This is a genomic window from Micromonospora sp. NBC_00898 (assembly GCF_045207895.1).
Lineage (GTDB): Bacteria > Actinomycetota > Actinomycetes > Mycobacteriales > Micromonosporaceae > Micromonospora.
On record NZ_CP108775.1, the window covers coordinates 6,693,573 to 6,707,191 of the forward strand.

24 protein-coding genes are annotated in these 13,619 nt (G+C 67.7%); all 24 read left to right on the top strand.

Going from position 1 to position 13,619, the window contains the following annotated elements; genetic code table 11:
* Positions 1-152: 152 nt before the first annotated feature.
* The 24 genes from tuf (at position 153) to OG799_RS32655 (ending at position 13,562) form a co-directional block, all read left to right on the top strand.
* Positions 153-1,346: an elongation factor Tu gene (gene tuf, locus OG799_RS32540; RefSeq protein WP_406040695.1), complete on the top strand. Its 1,194-nt coding sequence runs from the start codon at positions 153-155 to the stop codon at positions 1,344-1,346.
* Positions 1,347-1,700: 354 nt separating this feature from the next.
* Complete coding sequence (gene rpsJ, locus OG799_RS32545) at positions 1,701-2,009, top strand: 30S ribosomal protein S10 (protein WP_007073037.1); 309 nt, start codon at positions 1,701-1,703, stop codon at positions 2,007-2,009.
* A gap of 11 nt (positions 2,010-2,020) precedes the next feature.
* Complete coding sequence (gene rplC / locus OG799_RS32550) at positions 2,021-2,686, top strand: 50S ribosomal protein L3 (protein ID WP_406040697.1); 666 nt, start codon at positions 2,021-2,023, stop codon at positions 2,684-2,686.
* Positions 2,683-3,333, top strand: coding sequence for a 50S ribosomal protein L4 (rplD, locus tag OG799_RS32555; RefSeq protein WP_406040699.1), 651 nt, complete (start codon positions 2,683-2,685; stop codon positions 3,331-3,333). The genes rplC and rplD overlap by 4 nt, the downstream gene beginning before the upstream one ends.
* On the top strand, positions 3,330-3,632 hold the full coding sequence (rplW, locus tag OG799_RS32560) for a 50S ribosomal protein L23 (protein WP_091317975.1): 303 nt from the start codon (positions 3,330-3,332) through the stop codon (positions 3,630-3,632). The genes rplD and rplW overlap by 4 nt, the downstream gene beginning before the upstream one ends.
* A 12-nt stretch (positions 3,633-3,644) precedes the next feature.
* On the top strand, positions 3,645-4,484 hold the full coding sequence (gene rplB / locus OG799_RS32565) for a 50S ribosomal protein L2 (RefSeq protein ID WP_046567215.1): 840 nt from the start codon (positions 3,645-3,647) through the stop codon (positions 4,482-4,484).
* A gap of 12 nt (positions 4,485-4,496) precedes the next feature.
* Positions 4,497-4,778, top strand: a complete 282-nt coding sequence (rpsS, locus tag OG799_RS32570; protein WP_007073032.1) for a 30S ribosomal protein S19 — start codon at positions 4,497-4,499, stop codon at positions 4,776-4,778.
* 40 nt (positions 4,779-4,818) lie between these two features.
* Positions 4,819-5,277 carry a 50S ribosomal protein L22 gene (gene rplV / locus OG799_RS32575; protein WP_406040703.1) on the top strand — a complete coding sequence of 153 codons (459 nt, stop codon included), beginning with the start codon at positions 4,819-4,821 and terminating at the stop codon, positions 5,275-5,277.
* A complete protein-coding gene (gene rpsC / locus OG799_RS32580; RefSeq protein WP_406040705.1) occupies positions 5,277-6,146 on the top strand; it encodes a 30S ribosomal protein S3 in 870 nt (289 codons plus the stop codon). Before rplV ends, rpsC begins: the two co-directional genes overlap by 1 nt.
* 3 nt (positions 6,147-6,149) lie before the next feature.
* Entirely contained in the window at positions 6,150-6,575 is a 426-nt protein-coding gene (gene rplP, locus OG799_RS32585; RefSeq protein ID WP_073834927.1) for a 50S ribosomal protein L16, read from the top strand.
* On the top strand, positions 6,575-6,811 hold the full coding sequence (rpmC, locus tag OG799_RS32590; RefSeq protein WP_013288628.1) for a 50S ribosomal protein L29: 237 nt from the start codon (positions 6,575-6,577) through the stop codon (positions 6,809-6,811). The genes rplP and rpmC overlap by 1 nt, the downstream gene beginning before the upstream one ends.
* Entirely contained in the window at positions 6,808-7,083 is a 276-nt protein-coding gene (rpsQ, locus tag OG799_RS32595; RefSeq protein ID WP_091262798.1) for a 30S ribosomal protein S17, read from the top strand. The genes rpmC and rpsQ overlap by 4 nt, the downstream gene beginning before the upstream one ends.
* A 97-nt stretch (positions 7,084-7,180) precedes the next feature.
* The gene (rplN, locus tag OG799_RS32600; RefSeq protein WP_007465279.1) at positions 7,181-7,549 is read left to right on the top strand and encodes a 50S ribosomal protein L14; all 369 of its coding nucleotides are present in this window, start codon (positions 7,181-7,183) and stop codon (positions 7,547-7,549) included.
* Positions 7,546-7,866 (top strand): 50S ribosomal protein L24, encoded by a 321-nt coding sequence (gene rplX / locus OG799_RS32605; RefSeq protein WP_200206264.1) that lies wholly within the window; start codon positions 7,546-7,548, stop codon positions 7,864-7,866. Before rplN ends, rplX begins: the two co-directional genes overlap by 4 nt.
* Positions 7,866-8,435, top strand: a complete 570-nt coding sequence (gene rplE / locus OG799_RS32610; protein ID WP_200206266.1) for a 50S ribosomal protein L5 — start codon at positions 7,866-7,868, stop codon at positions 8,433-8,435. The genes rplX and rplE overlap by 1 nt, the downstream gene beginning before the upstream one ends.
* 1 nt (position 8,436) lies before the next feature.
* Positions 8,437-8,622 (top strand): type Z 30S ribosomal protein S14, encoded by a 186-nt coding sequence (locus OG799_RS32615; protein WP_007465272.1) that lies wholly within the window; start codon positions 8,437-8,439, stop codon positions 8,620-8,622.
* Positions 8,623-8,718: 96 nt separating this feature from the next.
* A complete protein-coding gene (gene rpsH / locus OG799_RS32620) occupies positions 8,719-9,126 on the top strand; it encodes a 30S ribosomal protein S8 (RefSeq protein ID WP_067301438.1) in 408 nt (135 codons plus the stop codon).
* A 16-nt stretch (positions 9,127-9,142) separates the two neighbouring features.
* Entirely contained in the window at positions 9,143-9,685 is a 543-nt protein-coding gene (gene rplF / locus OG799_RS32625) for a 50S ribosomal protein L6 (protein ID WP_406040711.1), read from the top strand.
* Positions 9,682-10,071: a 50S ribosomal protein L18 gene (gene rplR / locus OG799_RS32630; RefSeq protein ID WP_406040713.1), complete on the top strand. Its 390-nt coding sequence runs from the start codon at positions 9,682-9,684 to the stop codon at positions 10,069-10,071. The genes rplF and rplR overlap by 4 nt, the downstream gene beginning before the upstream one ends.
* A 33-nt stretch (positions 10,072-10,104) precedes the next feature.
* The gene (rpsE, locus tag OG799_RS32635; protein ID WP_091290339.1) at positions 10,105-10,719 is read left to right on the top strand and encodes a 30S ribosomal protein S5; all 615 of its coding nucleotides are present in this window, start codon (positions 10,105-10,107) and stop codon (positions 10,717-10,719) included.
* Positions 10,719-10,901: a 50S ribosomal protein L30 gene (rpmD, locus tag OG799_RS32640; RefSeq protein ID WP_406040715.1), complete on the top strand. Its 183-nt coding sequence runs from the start codon at positions 10,719-10,721 to the stop codon at positions 10,899-10,901. Before rpsE ends, rpmD begins: the two co-directional genes overlap by 1 nt.
* Entirely contained in the window at positions 10,901-11,344 is a 444-nt protein-coding gene (gene rplO / locus OG799_RS32645; protein ID WP_406040717.1) for a 50S ribosomal protein L15, read from the top strand. Before rpmD ends, rplO begins: the two co-directional genes overlap by 1 nt.
* Positions 11,345-11,579: 235 nt before the next feature.
* A complete protein-coding gene (gene secY, locus OG799_RS32650) occupies positions 11,580-12,908 on the top strand; it encodes a preprotein translocase subunit SecY (RefSeq protein WP_406040719.1) in 1,329 nt (442 codons plus the stop codon).
* Entirely contained in the window at positions 12,909-13,562 is a 654-nt protein-coding gene (locus OG799_RS32655) for an adenylate kinase (RefSeq protein ID WP_406040721.1), read from the top strand.
* Positions 13,563-13,619: the final 57 nt, after the last annotated feature.

Sequence of the window (13,619 nt, forward strand, 5' to 3'; positions counted from 1 at the left end):
GATCGGATTGCGTGAGACCGGGCCTGTAGGCTTCATCGCCGCAGAACCCACAAAAGCTCTCCGGCCGTCAGGCCGGAAAGGCTGTCGACAGAGTCCTAAGCGCCGACCGGCGCGCCGGGCGTACGAACCAAGAAGTCCACAGGAGGACACCAGTGGCGAAGGCGAAGTTCGAGCGGACTAAGCCGCACGTCAACATCGGCACCATTGGTCACATCGACCACGGTAAGACGACGCTGACGGCGGCCATCACCAAGGTCCTGCACGACAGGTACCCGGATGTCAACCCCTACACGCCTTTCGACGAGATCGACAAGGCGCCGGAGGAGAAGGCCCGCGGTATCACGATCTCGATCGCACACGTCGAGTACCAGACCGAGGCGCGGCACTACGCGCACGTCGACTGCCCCGGTCACGCCGACTACATCAAGAACATGATCACCGGTGCCGCGCAGATGGACGGCGCGATCCTGGTGGTCGCGGCGACCGACGGCCCGATGCCGCAGACCCGCGAGCACGTGCTGCTGGCCCGCCAGGTCGGTGTGCCCTACATCGTCGTGGCGCTCAACAAGAGCGACATGGTCGACGACGAGGAACTCCTGGAGCTCGTCGAGCTCGAGGTCCGCGAGCTGCTGTCGGCGCAGGAGTACCCGGGTGACGACCTGCCGGTCGTCCGGGTCTCGGCGCTGAAGGCCCTCGAGGGTGACCCCGAGTGGACCGACAAGCTCATGGACCTGATGAACGCCGTCGACACCGCGATCCCGCAGCCGGAGCGCGAGACCGAGAAGCCGTTCCTCATGCCGATCGAGGACGTCTTCACGATCACCGGTCGTGGCACCGTCGTCACCGGTCGCGCCGAGCGTGGCATCCTCAAGCCGAACGAGGAGGTGGAGATCGTCGGCATCCGCGAGAAGTCGATGAAGACCACCTGCACCGGCATCGAGATGTTCCGCAAGCTGCTCGACGAGGCCCGCGCGGGTGAGAACGTCGGTCTGCTGCTGCGTGGCATCAAGCGCGAGGACGTCGAGCGCGGCATGGTGGTCGTCAAGCCGGGCACCAGCACCCCGCACACCGAGTTCGAGGCGACGGTCTACATCCTCTCCAAGGAGGAGGGCGGCCGGCACACCCCGTTCTTCCAGAACTACCGTCCGCAGTTCTACTTCCGGACCACGGACGTCACCGGCGTCGTCACGCTGCCCGAGGGCACCGAGATGGTCATGCCGGGCGACAACACCACGATGACCGTGAAGCTGATCCAGCCCATCGCGATGGAGGAAAACCTCAAGTTCGCGATCCGGGAGGGTGGCCGTACGGTCGGCGCGGGTCGCGTCACCAACATCATCAAGTGAGCTGGGTAACCCCGATTAGCGTCGCCGTCGGTCGTACGGCATACTAGTCAGGTTGCGTAACGACGGTTAGTCACCTGCGTCCGGTGAATGCTGGACCTCCGGGAGACGAACAGTCGCGCGTAGGGTGGTTGATCGCCCCAGGCGGTCAACCACCCTCGCACGGCGTCCAGGTCGCGGATTCGCGATCGGCGCCATGACCCACCGCGTGGTCAGAGATTCGCTCCGGAGTCCCGGGGCGGAGCCTGGTCCGAGGGCGCGACACGCCCGACCGCGGGGGTCGGCGGAAGTGGGCCTGTGCCAGCCGGCACAGGTGCCCGCAACACAGCGGCATCGAGAGAAGGAACAGAAGCCACCATGGCGGGACAGAAGATCCGCATCCGGCTCAAGGCCTATGACCACGAGGTCGTCGACTCCTCGGCTCGGAAGATCGTCGAGACGGTGACGCGTACCGGGGCGCAGGTCGCTGGCCCGGTGCCGCTGCCCACGGAGATCAACCGTTTCTGCGTCATCCGCTCGCCGCACAAGTACAAGGACTCGCGCGAGCACTTCGAGATGCGCACGCACAAGCGTCTGATCGACATCATCGACCCGACCCCGAAGACGGTCGACTCGCTCATGCGCCTCGACCTGCCGGCTGGCGTCGACATCGAGATCAAGCTGTAGGGACCGGACAAATGGACAGGCAAGTCAAGGGGATCCTGGGCGCAAAGCTCGGCATGACCCAGGTCTGGGACAACAACAAGATTGTCCCCGTGACCGTGGTTCAGGCCGGCCCCTGCGTCATCAGCCAGGTTCGTAGCGCCGAGAAGGACGGTTACTCCGCGGTCCAGCTGGCGTACGGCACGATCGACCCGCGCAAGGTCAAGAAGCCGATCAGCGGGCACTACGCGAAGGCGGACGTGGCGCCGCGCCGGCACATCGTCGAGCTGCGCACCGCGGACGCCGCGGACTACTCGCTGGGCCAGGAGGTCACGGTCGAGGAGTTCCCGGCCGGCGTCACCATCGACGTCACCGGCAAGACCAAGGGCAAGGGTTACGCCGGCCCGATGAAGCGGCACGGCTTCCACGGTCTGCGCGCCAGCCACGGTGTGGAGCGCAAGCACCGCTCGCCGGGCTCCATCGGCGCCTGCGCCACCCCGGGTCGCGTCTTCAAGGGCACCCGGATGGCGGGCCGGATGGGTGGCGTGCGCTACACCGTCCAGAACCTGACCGTCCAGGCGGTCGACACCGAGAACAACCTCCTGCTCGTCCGTGGCGCCATCCCCGGCCCCAAGGGCGCGCTGGTCCTGGTCCGTACCGCGGCCAAGACCAAGGTGAAGAAGGGCGGTGCGGCCAAGTGACCACCGTTGACGTCCGCAACGTCGAGGGCGCCAAGAGCGGCTCCGTCGAGCTGCCGGCCGACATCTTCGACGTGCAGGCCAACCTCGCGCTGATGCACCAGGTCGTGGTGGCCCAGCTCGCGGCGGCCCGCCAGGGCACGCACAAGGCTAAGACCCGGGGCGAGGTCTCCGGCGGCGGCAAGAAGCCGTACAAGCAGAAGGGCACCGGTCGTGCCCGCCAGGGCTCGATCCGCGCGCCGCAGTTCGCCGGCGGTGGCGTGGTCCACGGCCCGGTGCCGCGCGACTACAGCCAGCGGACCCCGAAGAAGATGAAGGCCGCCGCTCTGCGTGGCGCCCTCTCCGACCGGGCCCGCGCCGGGCAGGTGCACGTCGTCGAGGCGTTCGTCTCGGGCGAGAAGCCGTCGACCAAGGCCGCACTGGCCACGCTGACCAAGCTCACCGAGGCCCGTCGGGTCCTGGTCGTGCTGAGCAGCACCGACGAGCTGAACTGGGTGTCGCTGCGCAACGAGCCGCGGGTGCACCTGATCGAGGCCGGCCAGCTCAACACGTACGACGTGCTGGTGGCCGACGACGTGGTCTTCACCAAGGACGCCCTGGACGAGTTCCTGGGTGTTCCCGCCGAGACCACCGAGGAGGGTGGCAAGTGAGCACGATCGCCGATCCGCGCGACATCATCGTCGCGCCGGTCGTCTCGGAGAAGAGCTACAGCGAGCTGAACCGGAACTGGTACACCTTCCTGGTGCACCCGGACGCGAACAAGACCGAGATCAAGATCGCTATCCAGCAGATCTTCAACGTCCGCGTCCTGACGGTCAACACGCTCAACCGCGAGGGCAAGCGCAAGCGCACCAAGACCGGCTTCGGTCAGCGCAAGTCGACCAAGCGGGCGATCGTGAAGCTGGCTGACGGTGACCGTATCGAGGCCTTCGGCGGCCCGGTCAGCTGAGGGGTGTAGACAATGGCTATCCGTAAATACAAGCCGACGACGCCGGGCCGGCGTGGCTCGAGCGTCGCCGACTTCGCCGAGATCACCCGGTCGACGCCCGAGAAGTCGCTGCTGGCTCCGCTGCCGAAGAAGGGCGGGCGTAACGCCCACGGCCGGATCACCACGCGGCACCACGGTGGCGGTCACAAGCGTCAGTACCGTCTGATCGACTTCAAGCGGGTCGACAAGGACGGCGTGCCGGCGAAGGTCGCCCACATCGAGTACGACCCGAACCGCACCGCGCGCATCGCGCTGCTGCACTACGCCGACGGCGAGAAGCGGTACATCATCGCGCCGAAGGACCTGAAGCAGGGCGACGCCGTCGAGTCCGGTCCGGGCGCCGACATCAAGCCGGGCAACAACCTGCCGCTGCGCAACATCCCGGTCGGTACCACCATCCACAACGTGGAGCTGCGTCCGGGCGGCGGCGCCAAGCTGGCCCGCTCGGCCGGCGTCGGCATCCAGCTGCTCGGCCGTGAGGGCGCGTACGCGACCCTCCGCATGCCGTCCGGTGAGATCCGGCGGGTCGACGTGCGCTGCCGCGCCAGCATCGGCGAGATCGGCAACGCCGACCAGTCGAACATCAACTGGGGCAAGGCCGGCCGGATGCGGTGGAAGGGCAAGCGCCCGACCGTCCGTGGTGTCGCGATGAACCCGGTCGACCACCCGCACGGTGGTGGTGAGGGTAAGACCTCCGGTGGTCGCCACCCGGTCAACCCGCAGGGTAAGCCCGAGGGCCGCACCCGTCGTAAGGGCCAGCCGAGTGACCGGCTGATCGTCCGCCGCCGCTACGCCACGCGTAAGCGCGGCTGAGGGAGATAAGACATGCCTCGCAGCCTGAAGAAGGGCCCGTTCGTCGACGACCACCTGCTCAAGAAGGTGGAGACGCAGAACGACAAGGGCTCGAAGAACGTCATCAAGACCTGGTCGCGGCGCTCGACGATCATCCCGGAGATGCTGGGTCACACGATCGCCGTGCACGACGGACGCAAGCACGTCCCGGTGTTCGTGACCGAGGCGATGGTCGGGCACAAGCTCGGCGAGTTCGCGCTGACCCGCACGTTCAAGGGTCACGAGAAGGACGACCGGAAGAGCCGTCGGCGCTGACGCCGCGGGCATACGGATAGAGGAACAAGGGGTTACAGCGATGCCAGGAAAGGGCGACGCTCCGGTGCTTCCGGGCGCGCGGGCGGTTGCGCGGCACGTGCGCATCTCGCCGATGAAGGCGCGCCGGGTGGTCAACCTCGTCCGCGGCCTGCCCGCGAAGGAGGCGCTCACGGTGCTGCAGTTCGCGCCGCAGGCTGCGAGCGAGCAGGTGTACAAGGTGCTCGCGAGCGCGATCGCCAACGCGGAGAACAACGAGCGGCTGGACCCCGATGCGCTGCTCGTCAGCGAGGCGTTCGTCGACGAGGGCCCGACGATGAAGCGGTTCCGGCCGCGGGCGCAGGGCCGGGCGTACCGGATCCGCAAGCGCACCTGCCACATCACCGTGGCGGTCGAGGCGGTCGCGGCGGCCGCGCCGAAGAAGTCCACGGCGAAGAAGGCCGCCCCGGCGAAGCAGGCCGAGGCCGCTGAGACGGAGAGCAAGACGGAGGGTGCCGAGTAATGGGTCAGAAGGTTCACCCCACTGGGTTCCGGCTCGGCATCTCGACCGACTGGAAGTCCCGCTGGTTCGCGGACAAGCTCTACAAGGACTACATCGGCGAGGATGTCAAGATCCGCCGGATGATGTCCAAGGGCCTCGAGCGCGCCGGCATTTCGAAGGTCGACATCGAGCGCACCCGGGACCGGGTCCGCGTCGACATCCACACCGCCCGGCCGGGCATCGTCATCGGCCGTAAGGGTGCGGAGGCCGACCGGATCCGTGGCGAGCTCGAGAAGCTCACCGGCAAGCAGGTGCAGCTGAACATCATCGAGGTGAAGAACCCCGAGTCGGACGCGCAGCTGGTTGCCCAGGGCGTGGCCGAGCAGCTGTCCAGCCGGGTCAGCTTCCGTCGGGCGATGCGCAAGGCGATGCAGTCGGCCATGAAGAACCCGGTCTGCAAGGGCATCCGGGTGCAGGTCTCGGGTCGTCTCGGCGGCGCCGAGATGAGCCGGACCGAGTTCTACCGCGAGGGTCGGGTTCCGCTGCACACGCTGCGGGCCAACATCGAGTACGGCTTCTTCGAGGCCCGTACCACCTTCGGCCGGATCGGCGTGAAGGTCTGGATCTACAAGGGCGACGCCGTCCCGGGCCGGGAGGCTCCGGCCGAGGCCGGTCCGTCCCGTCCGCGCCGTGACCGCGGCGACCGGCCCGAGCGGCCGCGTCGTGGCCGGTCGGGTTCGTCCGGCACGACCGCCGGCGGCACCGAGGCCGGCCGGGCTGCCGCGACGACCATCGCGCAGCAGGCCGAGACGCCGAGCGGCGAGCCGGTTGACGCCGGTGCTGTCGCCGCGGCCGCCACTCAGCCGGCAGAAACGCAGCAGGAGGGCTGACAGATGCTGATGCCGCGCAAGCCCCCGAAGGGCTTCCGCAAGCCGCACCACCCGGACCGCCACGGCGCGTCCAAGGGTGGTAACCGGGTGGTGTTCGGCGAGTTCGGGATCCAGGCTCTCGAGCCGGCGTACGTGACCAACCGGCAGATCGAGTCGGCGCGTATCGCGATGACCCGTCACATCAAGCGTGGCGGCAAGGTCTGGATCACGATCTTCCCGGACCAGGCGCTGACCAAGAAGCCGGCCGAGACCCGGATGGGTTCCGGTAAGGGTTCGCCCGAGTGGTGGGTCGCCAACGTCAAGCCGGGGCGGGTTCTCTTCGAGATGTCCTTCCCCAACGAGCAGATCGCGCGAGAGGCGATGCGTCGCGCGATCCACAAGCTCCCGATGAAGTGCCGCATTGTTACGCGCGAAGTGGGTGAATCCTGATGGCAGCTGGCGTCAAGCCTTCCGAGCTGCGTGAGCTCTCCGAAGAGGAGCTGGTCACGAAGCTGCGCGAGGCCAAGGCGGAGCTGTTCAACCTCCGCGTGCAGGCCGCAACCGGGCAGCTGGACAACAACCGGCGGCTGCAGGTCATCCGTCGGGAGATCGCCCGGATCTACACGATCATGCGTGAGCGCGAGCTGGGACTCTCTGCCGCGCCGACTGAGGTGACTGCATCATGAGCGAGAACACCACCGCCGCCGCGCGGGCCCGCCGCAAGGTGCGTGAGGGCCTCGTGGTCAGCGACAAGATGGAAAAGACCGTCGTGGTCGAGGTCGAGGACCGGGTCAAGCACGCGCTGTACGGCAAGATCATGCGCCGGACCAGCAAGCTGAAGGTGCACGACGAGCAGAACTCCGCCGGGATCGGCGACCGGGTCCTGATCATGGAGACCCGGCCGCTCTCCGCCACCAAGCGGTGGCGACTCGTGGAGATCCTCGAGAAGGCCAAGTAGCGAAGGCTCGAGCTCGGCCGACAAGGTCGGGCGCAGGTTCCGCCAGGCTCCGGCCGCCTCCGGGCGGCCGGAGAACCGGCAGACATAGGAGATAGACGTGATTCAGCAGGAGTCGCGACTGCGCGTCGCCGACAACACGGGTGCCCGGGAGATCCTGTGCATCCGGGTTCTCGGTGGCTCCGGTCGGCGCTACGCGAGCATCGGCGACGTCATCGTGGCCACCGTCAAGGACGCGATCCCCGGTGCCGGTGTGAAGAAGGGCGACGTCGTCAAGGCTGTCGTCGTTCGCACCGCCAAGGAGAGGCGGCGGCCGGACGGGTCGTACATCCGCTTCGACGAGAACGCCGCCGTCATCATCAAGGACGGCGGGGACCCGCGCGGTACCCGTATCTTCGGCCCGGTGGGTCGCGAGCTGCGGGACAAGCGGTTCATGAAGATCATCTCTCTCGCGCCGGAGGTGTTGTGACCGTGAAGGTCAAGAAGGGCGACACGGTCGTCGTCATCGCCGGCAAGGACAAGGGTGCCAAGGGCAAGGTCATCGCGGCCTACCCGCGGCAGGACAAGGTCCTGGTCGAGGGCGTGAACCGGGTCAAGAAGCACACCCGTATCAGCACCACCCAGCGTGGCGCCAAGACCGGTGGCATCGTCACCCAGGAGGCCCCGATCCACGTCTCGAACGTGCAGGTCGTGGACTCCGACGGGAAGCCGACCCGGGTCGGTTACCGGATCGACGACAACGGCCAGAAGGTCCGCATCGCGCGTAGCACCGGTAAGGACCTGTGATGACCACGGCTACCGAAACGAAGACCATGCCGCGCCTCAAGGAGCGGTACCGCAACGAGATCGTGGCCGAGCTGCAGAAGCAGCACAACTACGGCAACCCCATGCAGGTGCCGCGGCTGGTCAAGATCGTCGTCAACATGGGTGTGGGCGAGGCCGCTCGCGACGCCAAGCTGATCGACGGCGCGGTCCGCGACCTGGCCACGATCACCGGGCAGAAGCCGCAGGTGCGGAAGGCGACCAAGTCCATCGCGCAGTTCAAGCTGCGTGAGGGCATGCCGATCGGCGCGAAGGTCACCCTGCGCGGCGACCGGATGTGGGAGTTCCTGGACCGGCTGCTGTCCATCGCGCTGCCGCGTATCCGCGACTTCCGCGGCCTGGACGGGCGCAAGCTCGACGGGCACGGCAACTACACGTTCGGTCTGACCGAGCAGTCGGTGTTCCACGAGATCGACCAGGACAAGATCGATCGCCAGCGGGGCATGGACATCACGGTGGTCACGACCGCCACGACCGACGACGAGGGCCGGGCGCTGCTCAAGCTCCTGGGCTTCCCGTTCAAGGAGAACTGAGATGGCCAAGAAGGCGCTGATCATCAAGGCGGCCGCGAAGCCGAAGTTCTCGGTTCGCGCGTACACCCGCTGCCAGCGGTGCGGGCGTCCGAAGGCGGTCTACCGCAAGTTCGGTCTCTGCCGGGTGTGCATCCGGGAGATGGCCCACCGCGGTGAGCTGCCCGGCGTGTCCAAGGCTTCCTGGTAATAGCCCGGCGCGCTCCGGCGCGTCAGCTGAACTGTCTCTTCGCCGTAGGCCCCGGGCGTGCCTGGGGAACCCCGGCGAGAAAGGTTGACGAATTTCATGACGATGACCGACCCGATCGCAGACATGCTCACGCGTCTGCGTAACGCCAACCAGGCGTACCACGACCGGGTGACGATGCCCTACTCGAAGATCAAGGCGAACATCGCCGAGGTCCTCAAGGCCGAGGGTTACATCGCCACCTGGTTGGTCGAGGAGCCCGAGGAGGGCGCCGTCGGCAAGCGACTGGTCGTCGAGCTGAAGTACGGCCAGAACCGGGAGCGGAGCCTGGCCGGCATCAAGCGCGTGTCCAAGCCCGGTCTCCGGGTGTACGCCAAGTCGGACGGGCTCCCGCGGGTGCTCGGCGGGCTGGGCGTGGCGATCATTTCGACGTCCCAGGGGCTGCTCACCGACCGGCAGGCCCGCAAGCGGAGCGTTGGCGGGGAAGTCCTCGCCTTCGTCTGGTAACGGGAGACAGGTAGAAATGTCGCGTATTGGACGTAAGTCGATCCCGGTGCCAGCCGGCGTCGAGGTCACGATCGACGGCCAGACCGTGAAGGTCAAGGGCCCCAAGGGCGAGCTGAGCCACGTCCTCGCCGAGCCGATCAAGGCGGAGCGGGGCGAGGACGGCGAGCTGCACGTCAACCGGCCCAACGACGAGCGCAAGGCCAAGGAGCTCCACGGCCTGAGCCGGACGCTGGTCGCCAACATGATCGTCGGAGTGACCGAGGGCTACCGCAAGAGCCTCGAGATCGCCGGCACCGGTTACCGCGTCACCGCCAAGGGCAAGGACCTGGAGTTCGCGCTCGGGTTCTCGCACCCGGTGCTGGTGCCGGCTCCGGACGGCATCACCTTCACGGTGGAGCGGCCGACCCTGTTCCACGTGGCCGGCATCGACAAGCAGCAGGTCGGCGAGGTCGCCGCCAACATCCGGAAGATCCGCCCGCCGGAGCCCTACAAGGGCAAGGGCGTCAAGTACCAGGGCGAGGTCGTCCGCCGCAAGGCTGGAAAGGCAGGTAAGAAGTGAGCGCCACGCTGCTCAAGCGCCGCCGCGGCGTCGCCGCCAAGCGCGCCGTCGGGCGTGCGCGCCGACACTTCCGGGTCCGCAAGAACGTCAGCGGCACCACCGAGCGTCCCCGCCTGGTCGTCACCCGCTCCCTGCGGCACATCGTCGCCCAGATCGTGGACGACACCAAGGGTCACACCCTGGCGTCGGCCTCGACCCTGGACGCCTCGCTGCGCGGCGCCGAGGGCGACAAGAGCGCCCTGGCCGGCAAGGTCGGCGCCCTGCTCGCCGAGCGGGCCAAGGCCGCCGGCGTCTCGAAGGTCGTCTTCGACCGCGGTGGCAACCGGTACGCGGGGCGGGTCGCCGCGCTTGCCGACGCCGCCCGCGAAGCCGGGCTCGAGTTCTAGAAACCCCGTCACGAGAGAGAAGGAAGGCTGCTGATGCCAGGTCAACAGCGCCGTGGCGGCGGGTCCGGTGGCAACGAGGGTGGTCGCCGCGACAACCGCCGTGAGGGCGGCCGCGGAAACGCGCCCGTCGAGAAGACCCCGCACCTCGAGCGGGTCGTCGCGATCAACCGCGTCGCCAAGGTCGTGAAGGGTGGTCGTCGCTTCAGCTTCACCGCCCTGGTGATCGTGGGCGACGGCGACGGCACCGTCGGTGTGGGCTACGGAAAGGCCAAGGAGGTGCCCGCGGCGATCGCCAAGGGCGTCGAGGAGGCCAAGAAGCACTTCTTCAAGGTGCCGCGGATCGGCCAGTCGATCCCGCACCCGGTGCAGGGCGAGGACGCGGCCGGTGTGGTGCTGCTCAAGCCGGCCTCGGCCGGTACGGGCGTCATCGCCGGTGGTCCGGTGCGTGCCGTGCTGGAGTGCGCGGGCATCCACGACGTGCTCTCCAAGAGCCTCGGCTCGTCCAACCCGATCAACATCGTGCACGCCACGGTGGCGGCGCTGAAGGGACTCGAGTCCCCGGAGCAGGTCGCGGCCCGTCGTGGTCTGCCGGTCGAGGACGTCGCGCCGGCCGCCATGCTGGCGTCGCGGGCGGGGGTGGCGTCCTGATGGCTCGCCTGAAGGTCACCCAGATCCGGTCCGAGATCGGGACCAAGCAGAACCAGCGTCACTCGCTGCGTTCGCTCGGCCTGAAGCGGATCAACGACGTGGTGGTCAAGGAGGACCGTCCCGAGATTCGGGGCATGATCTTCACGGTCAACCACCTCGTGAAGGTCGAGGAGGTCGAGTAATGACGATCAAGGTTCACCACCTGCGCCCGGCGCCCGGTGCCAAGACCGCGAAGACCCGCGTAGGTCGCGGTGAGGGCTCCAAGGGCAAGACCGCCGGTCGCGGTACCAAGGGTTCCAAGGCCCGGAAGAACATCTCGGCGGCGTTCGAGGGTGGGCAGATGCCCATCCACATGCGCCTGCCGAAGATGAAGGGCTTCAAGAACAAGTTCAAGGTCGTCTTCCAGGTGGTCAACCTGGACCGGCTCGCCGAGCTCTTCCCGAATGGCGGCCAGGTCGGCCTGGTCGAGCTGGTCGAGGCCGGCGCGGTCCGCAAGGGCCAGCCGGTCAAGGTCCTCGGCACCGGCGACCTCGGCGGCGTGGCCCTCCAGGTGTCGGCGCACGCGTTCAGCGCGTCGGCCAAGGAGAAGATCACCGCCGCCGGTGGCTCGGTCACCGAGCTGTAAGGCAGAGGTACCCGTGGCGCCCGCTCAGTTGTCTCCGACTGGGCGGGCGCCATGGTCTACCCGGCCCGTGTGCGCCGGGTAACATCGGATTCGGTTTATGTAGCCGGGCACGTCTGCCCGGACCGGGAGTGGACTGTTAGAGTCCCATCCCAGCTATGGATATCGGGCGCTCGCCCGGCACCCACCCCGCCCCGCCAGGGATCACCGGCGGCCCGCCTCGCGCAGGAGGAAGAAGTTGCTGTCCGCCTTTCTCAGTGCGTTCCGTACGCCTGACCTGCGCAAGAAGCTGCTGTTCACAGTAGGCATCATTGCGGTCTACCGGATGGGCGCCACGCTGCCCAGCCCGGGCGTGTCGTACGGCAACGTGCAGAAGTGTCTCGACACCATCCAGGGCAGTGGCACCGGCGTGCTGAACCTGCTGGACCTCTTCTCCGGCGGCGCGCTGCTGCAGCTGTCGGTCTTCGCGCTCGGCATCATGCCGTACATCACCGCGTCGATCATCCTGCAGCTGCTGACGGTGGTCATCCCGCGGCTGGAGCAGCTCCGCAAGGAGGGCCAGGCCGGCCAGGCGAAGATCACCCAGTACACCCGCTACCTGACCCTGGGCCTGGGCATCCTCCAGTCCTCGGCGTTCGTGGCGCTGGCCCGCTCCGGGCAGCTGTTCCAGAACCGCTGCGACCAGTTCCCGATCGTTCCCAAGGGCACCGGGATCCCGGACTGGCTGACCCTGACCATCCTGGTGATGACGATGACCGCCGGCACCGGCGTGGTGATGTGGCTCGGTGAGCTGATCACCGACCGGGGCGTCGGCAACGGCATGTCCGTCCTGATCTTCACCTCGATCGCGGCCCGGCTGCCCAGCGAGGGCTGGAAGATCAAGACCACCAAGGGCTGGGGGATGTTCGCCCTGGTGATCGTGCTGGTCCTGCTGGTCATCACCGCGGTCACCTTCATCGAGCAGGCGCAGCGCCGGATCCCGGTGCAGTACGCCAAGCGGATGATCGGCCGGCGGATGTACGGCGGCACCTCCACCTACATCCCGCTCAAGGTGAACCAGGCCGGCGTCATCCCGGTCATCTTCGCCTCGTCGCTGCTCTACCTGCCGACGCTCGCGCTCCAGTTCTTCGACCAGACGAACCCGGGCAAGACCCAGGCCTGGATCCAGAACCACATCGTGAAGGCGAGCTCGCCGGAGCACATCGCGATCTACTTCCTGCTGATCATCTTCTTCACGTACTTCTACGTGTCCATCACGTTCAACCCGACCGAGGTCGCGGACAACATGAAGAAGTACGGCGGCTTCGTGCCGGGCATCCGCCCGGGCAAGCCGACCGCCGAGTACCTCGACTTCATCCTCAGCCGGATCACCCTGCCGGGCGCGCTCTACCTGGGCATCATCGCGATCCTGCCGAACTTCTTCTTCATCTGGCTGGACAACCAGCAGTTCCAGAACTTCCCGTTCGGCGGCACCGCTGTGCTCATCATGGTCGGCGTCGGTCTGGAGACCGTGAAGCAGATCGAGAGCCAACTCATGCAGCGGAACTACGAAGGGTTCCTGCGGTAGATGCGACTCGTTCTGGTTGGCCCGCCGGGGGCGGGCAAGGGCACGCAGGCGGAGTTCATCGCCGCCCACCTCTCGGTGCCGAAGATCTCGACCGGTGACATCTTCCGGGCAAACGTGTCCCAGGGCACGCCGCTCGGGGTCGAGGCCAAGCGGTACATGGACGCCGGCAAGCTGGTCCCGGACGAGGTCACCATCAACATGGTGCGGGACCGGCTCGCCGAGCCGGACGCCGGCGAGGGCTTCCTGCTCGACGGCTTCCCGCGTACGACGCCGCAGGCCGCCGCGCTGGACAAGCTCCTCGCCGACCTCGGCACCGCGCTGGATCTGGTGCTGGAGCTGGTCGTCGACGACGACGAGGTGATCCGGCGGCTCTCCGGTCGGCGTACCTGCCGGGGCTGCGGCAAGATCTGGCACGTCGAGTTCGACGCGACCACCCGCGAGGGCATCTGCGACCGCTGCGGTGCCGAGCTGTTCCAGCGCGACGACGACAAGCCGGAGACCATCGCCGCCCGCCTCCGCGAGTACGCGGAGAAGACCGCGCCGCTGGTCGACTACTACGGCGCCCAGGGCAAGCTCGTCGGCATCGACGCGACCGGGCCGGTGGAGGACGTCACCGTCCGCGCTATCGACGCCCTGCGCTCGTACGGCGGCTGACGTCCCGCCGGGTCTCCGGCGGATAGAGTGCGAACAGCGGGGTACGTCCGGCGTGCC

Coding starts and splice junctions, on each gene's coding strand:
- rpsJ (WP_007073037.1), top strand. CDS start 1,701: ATGGCGGGACAGAAGATCCGCATCCGGCTCAAGGCCTATGACCACGAG.
- rplC (WP_406040697.1), top strand. CDS start 2,021: ATGGACAGGCAAGTCAAGGGGATCCTGGGCGCAAAGCTCGGCATGACC.
- rplB (WP_046567215.1), top strand. CDS start 3,645: ATGGCTATCCGTAAATACAAGCCGACGACGCCGGGCCGGCGTGGCTCG.
- rpsS (WP_007073032.1), top strand. CDS start 4,497: ATGCCTCGCAGCCTGAAGAAGGGCCCGTTCGTCGACGACCACCTGCTC.
- rplV (WP_406040703.1), top strand. CDS start 4,819: ATGCCAGGAAAGGGCGACGCTCCGGTGCTTCCGGGCGCGCGGGCGGTT.
- rpsC (WP_406040705.1), top strand. CDS start 5,277: ATGGGTCAGAAGGTTCACCCCACTGGGTTCCGGCTCGGCATCTCGACC.
- rplP (WP_073834927.1), top strand. CDS start 6,150: ATGCTGATGCCGCGCAAGCCCCCGAAGGGCTTCCGCAAGCCGCACCAC.
- rpmC (WP_013288628.1), top strand. CDS start 6,575: ATGGCAGCTGGCGTCAAGCCTTCCGAGCTGCGTGAGCTCTCCGAAGAG.
- rpsQ (WP_091262798.1), top strand. CDS start 6,808: ATGAGCGAGAACACCACCGCCGCCGCGCGGGCCCGCCGCAAGGTGCGT.
- rplE (WP_200206266.1), top strand. CDS start 7,866: ATGACCACGGCTACCGAAACGAAGACCATGCCGCGCCTCAAGGAGCGG.
- OG799_RS32615 (WP_007465272.1), top strand. CDS start 8,437: ATGGCCAAGAAGGCGCTGATCATCAAGGCGGCCGCGAAGCCGAAGTTC.
- rpsH (WP_067301438.1), top strand. CDS start 8,719: ATGACGATGACCGACCCGATCGCAGACATGCTCACGCGTCTGCGTAAC.
- rplF (WP_406040711.1), top strand. CDS start 9,143: ATGTCGCGTATTGGACGTAAGTCGATCCCGGTGCCAGCCGGCGTCGAG.
- rpsE (WP_091290339.1), top strand. CDS start 10,105: ATGCCAGGTCAACAGCGCCGTGGCGGCGGGTCCGGTGGCAACGAGGGT.
- rpmD (WP_406040715.1), top strand. CDS start 10,719: ATGGCTCGCCTGAAGGTCACCCAGATCCGGTCCGAGATCGGGACCAAG.
- rplO (WP_406040717.1), top strand. CDS start 10,901: ATGACGATCAAGGTTCACCACCTGCGCCCGGCGCCCGGTGCCAAGACC.
- OG799_RS32655 (WP_406040721.1), top strand. CDS start 12,909: ATGCGACTCGTTCTGGTTGGCCCGCCGGGGGCGGGCAAGGGCACGCAG.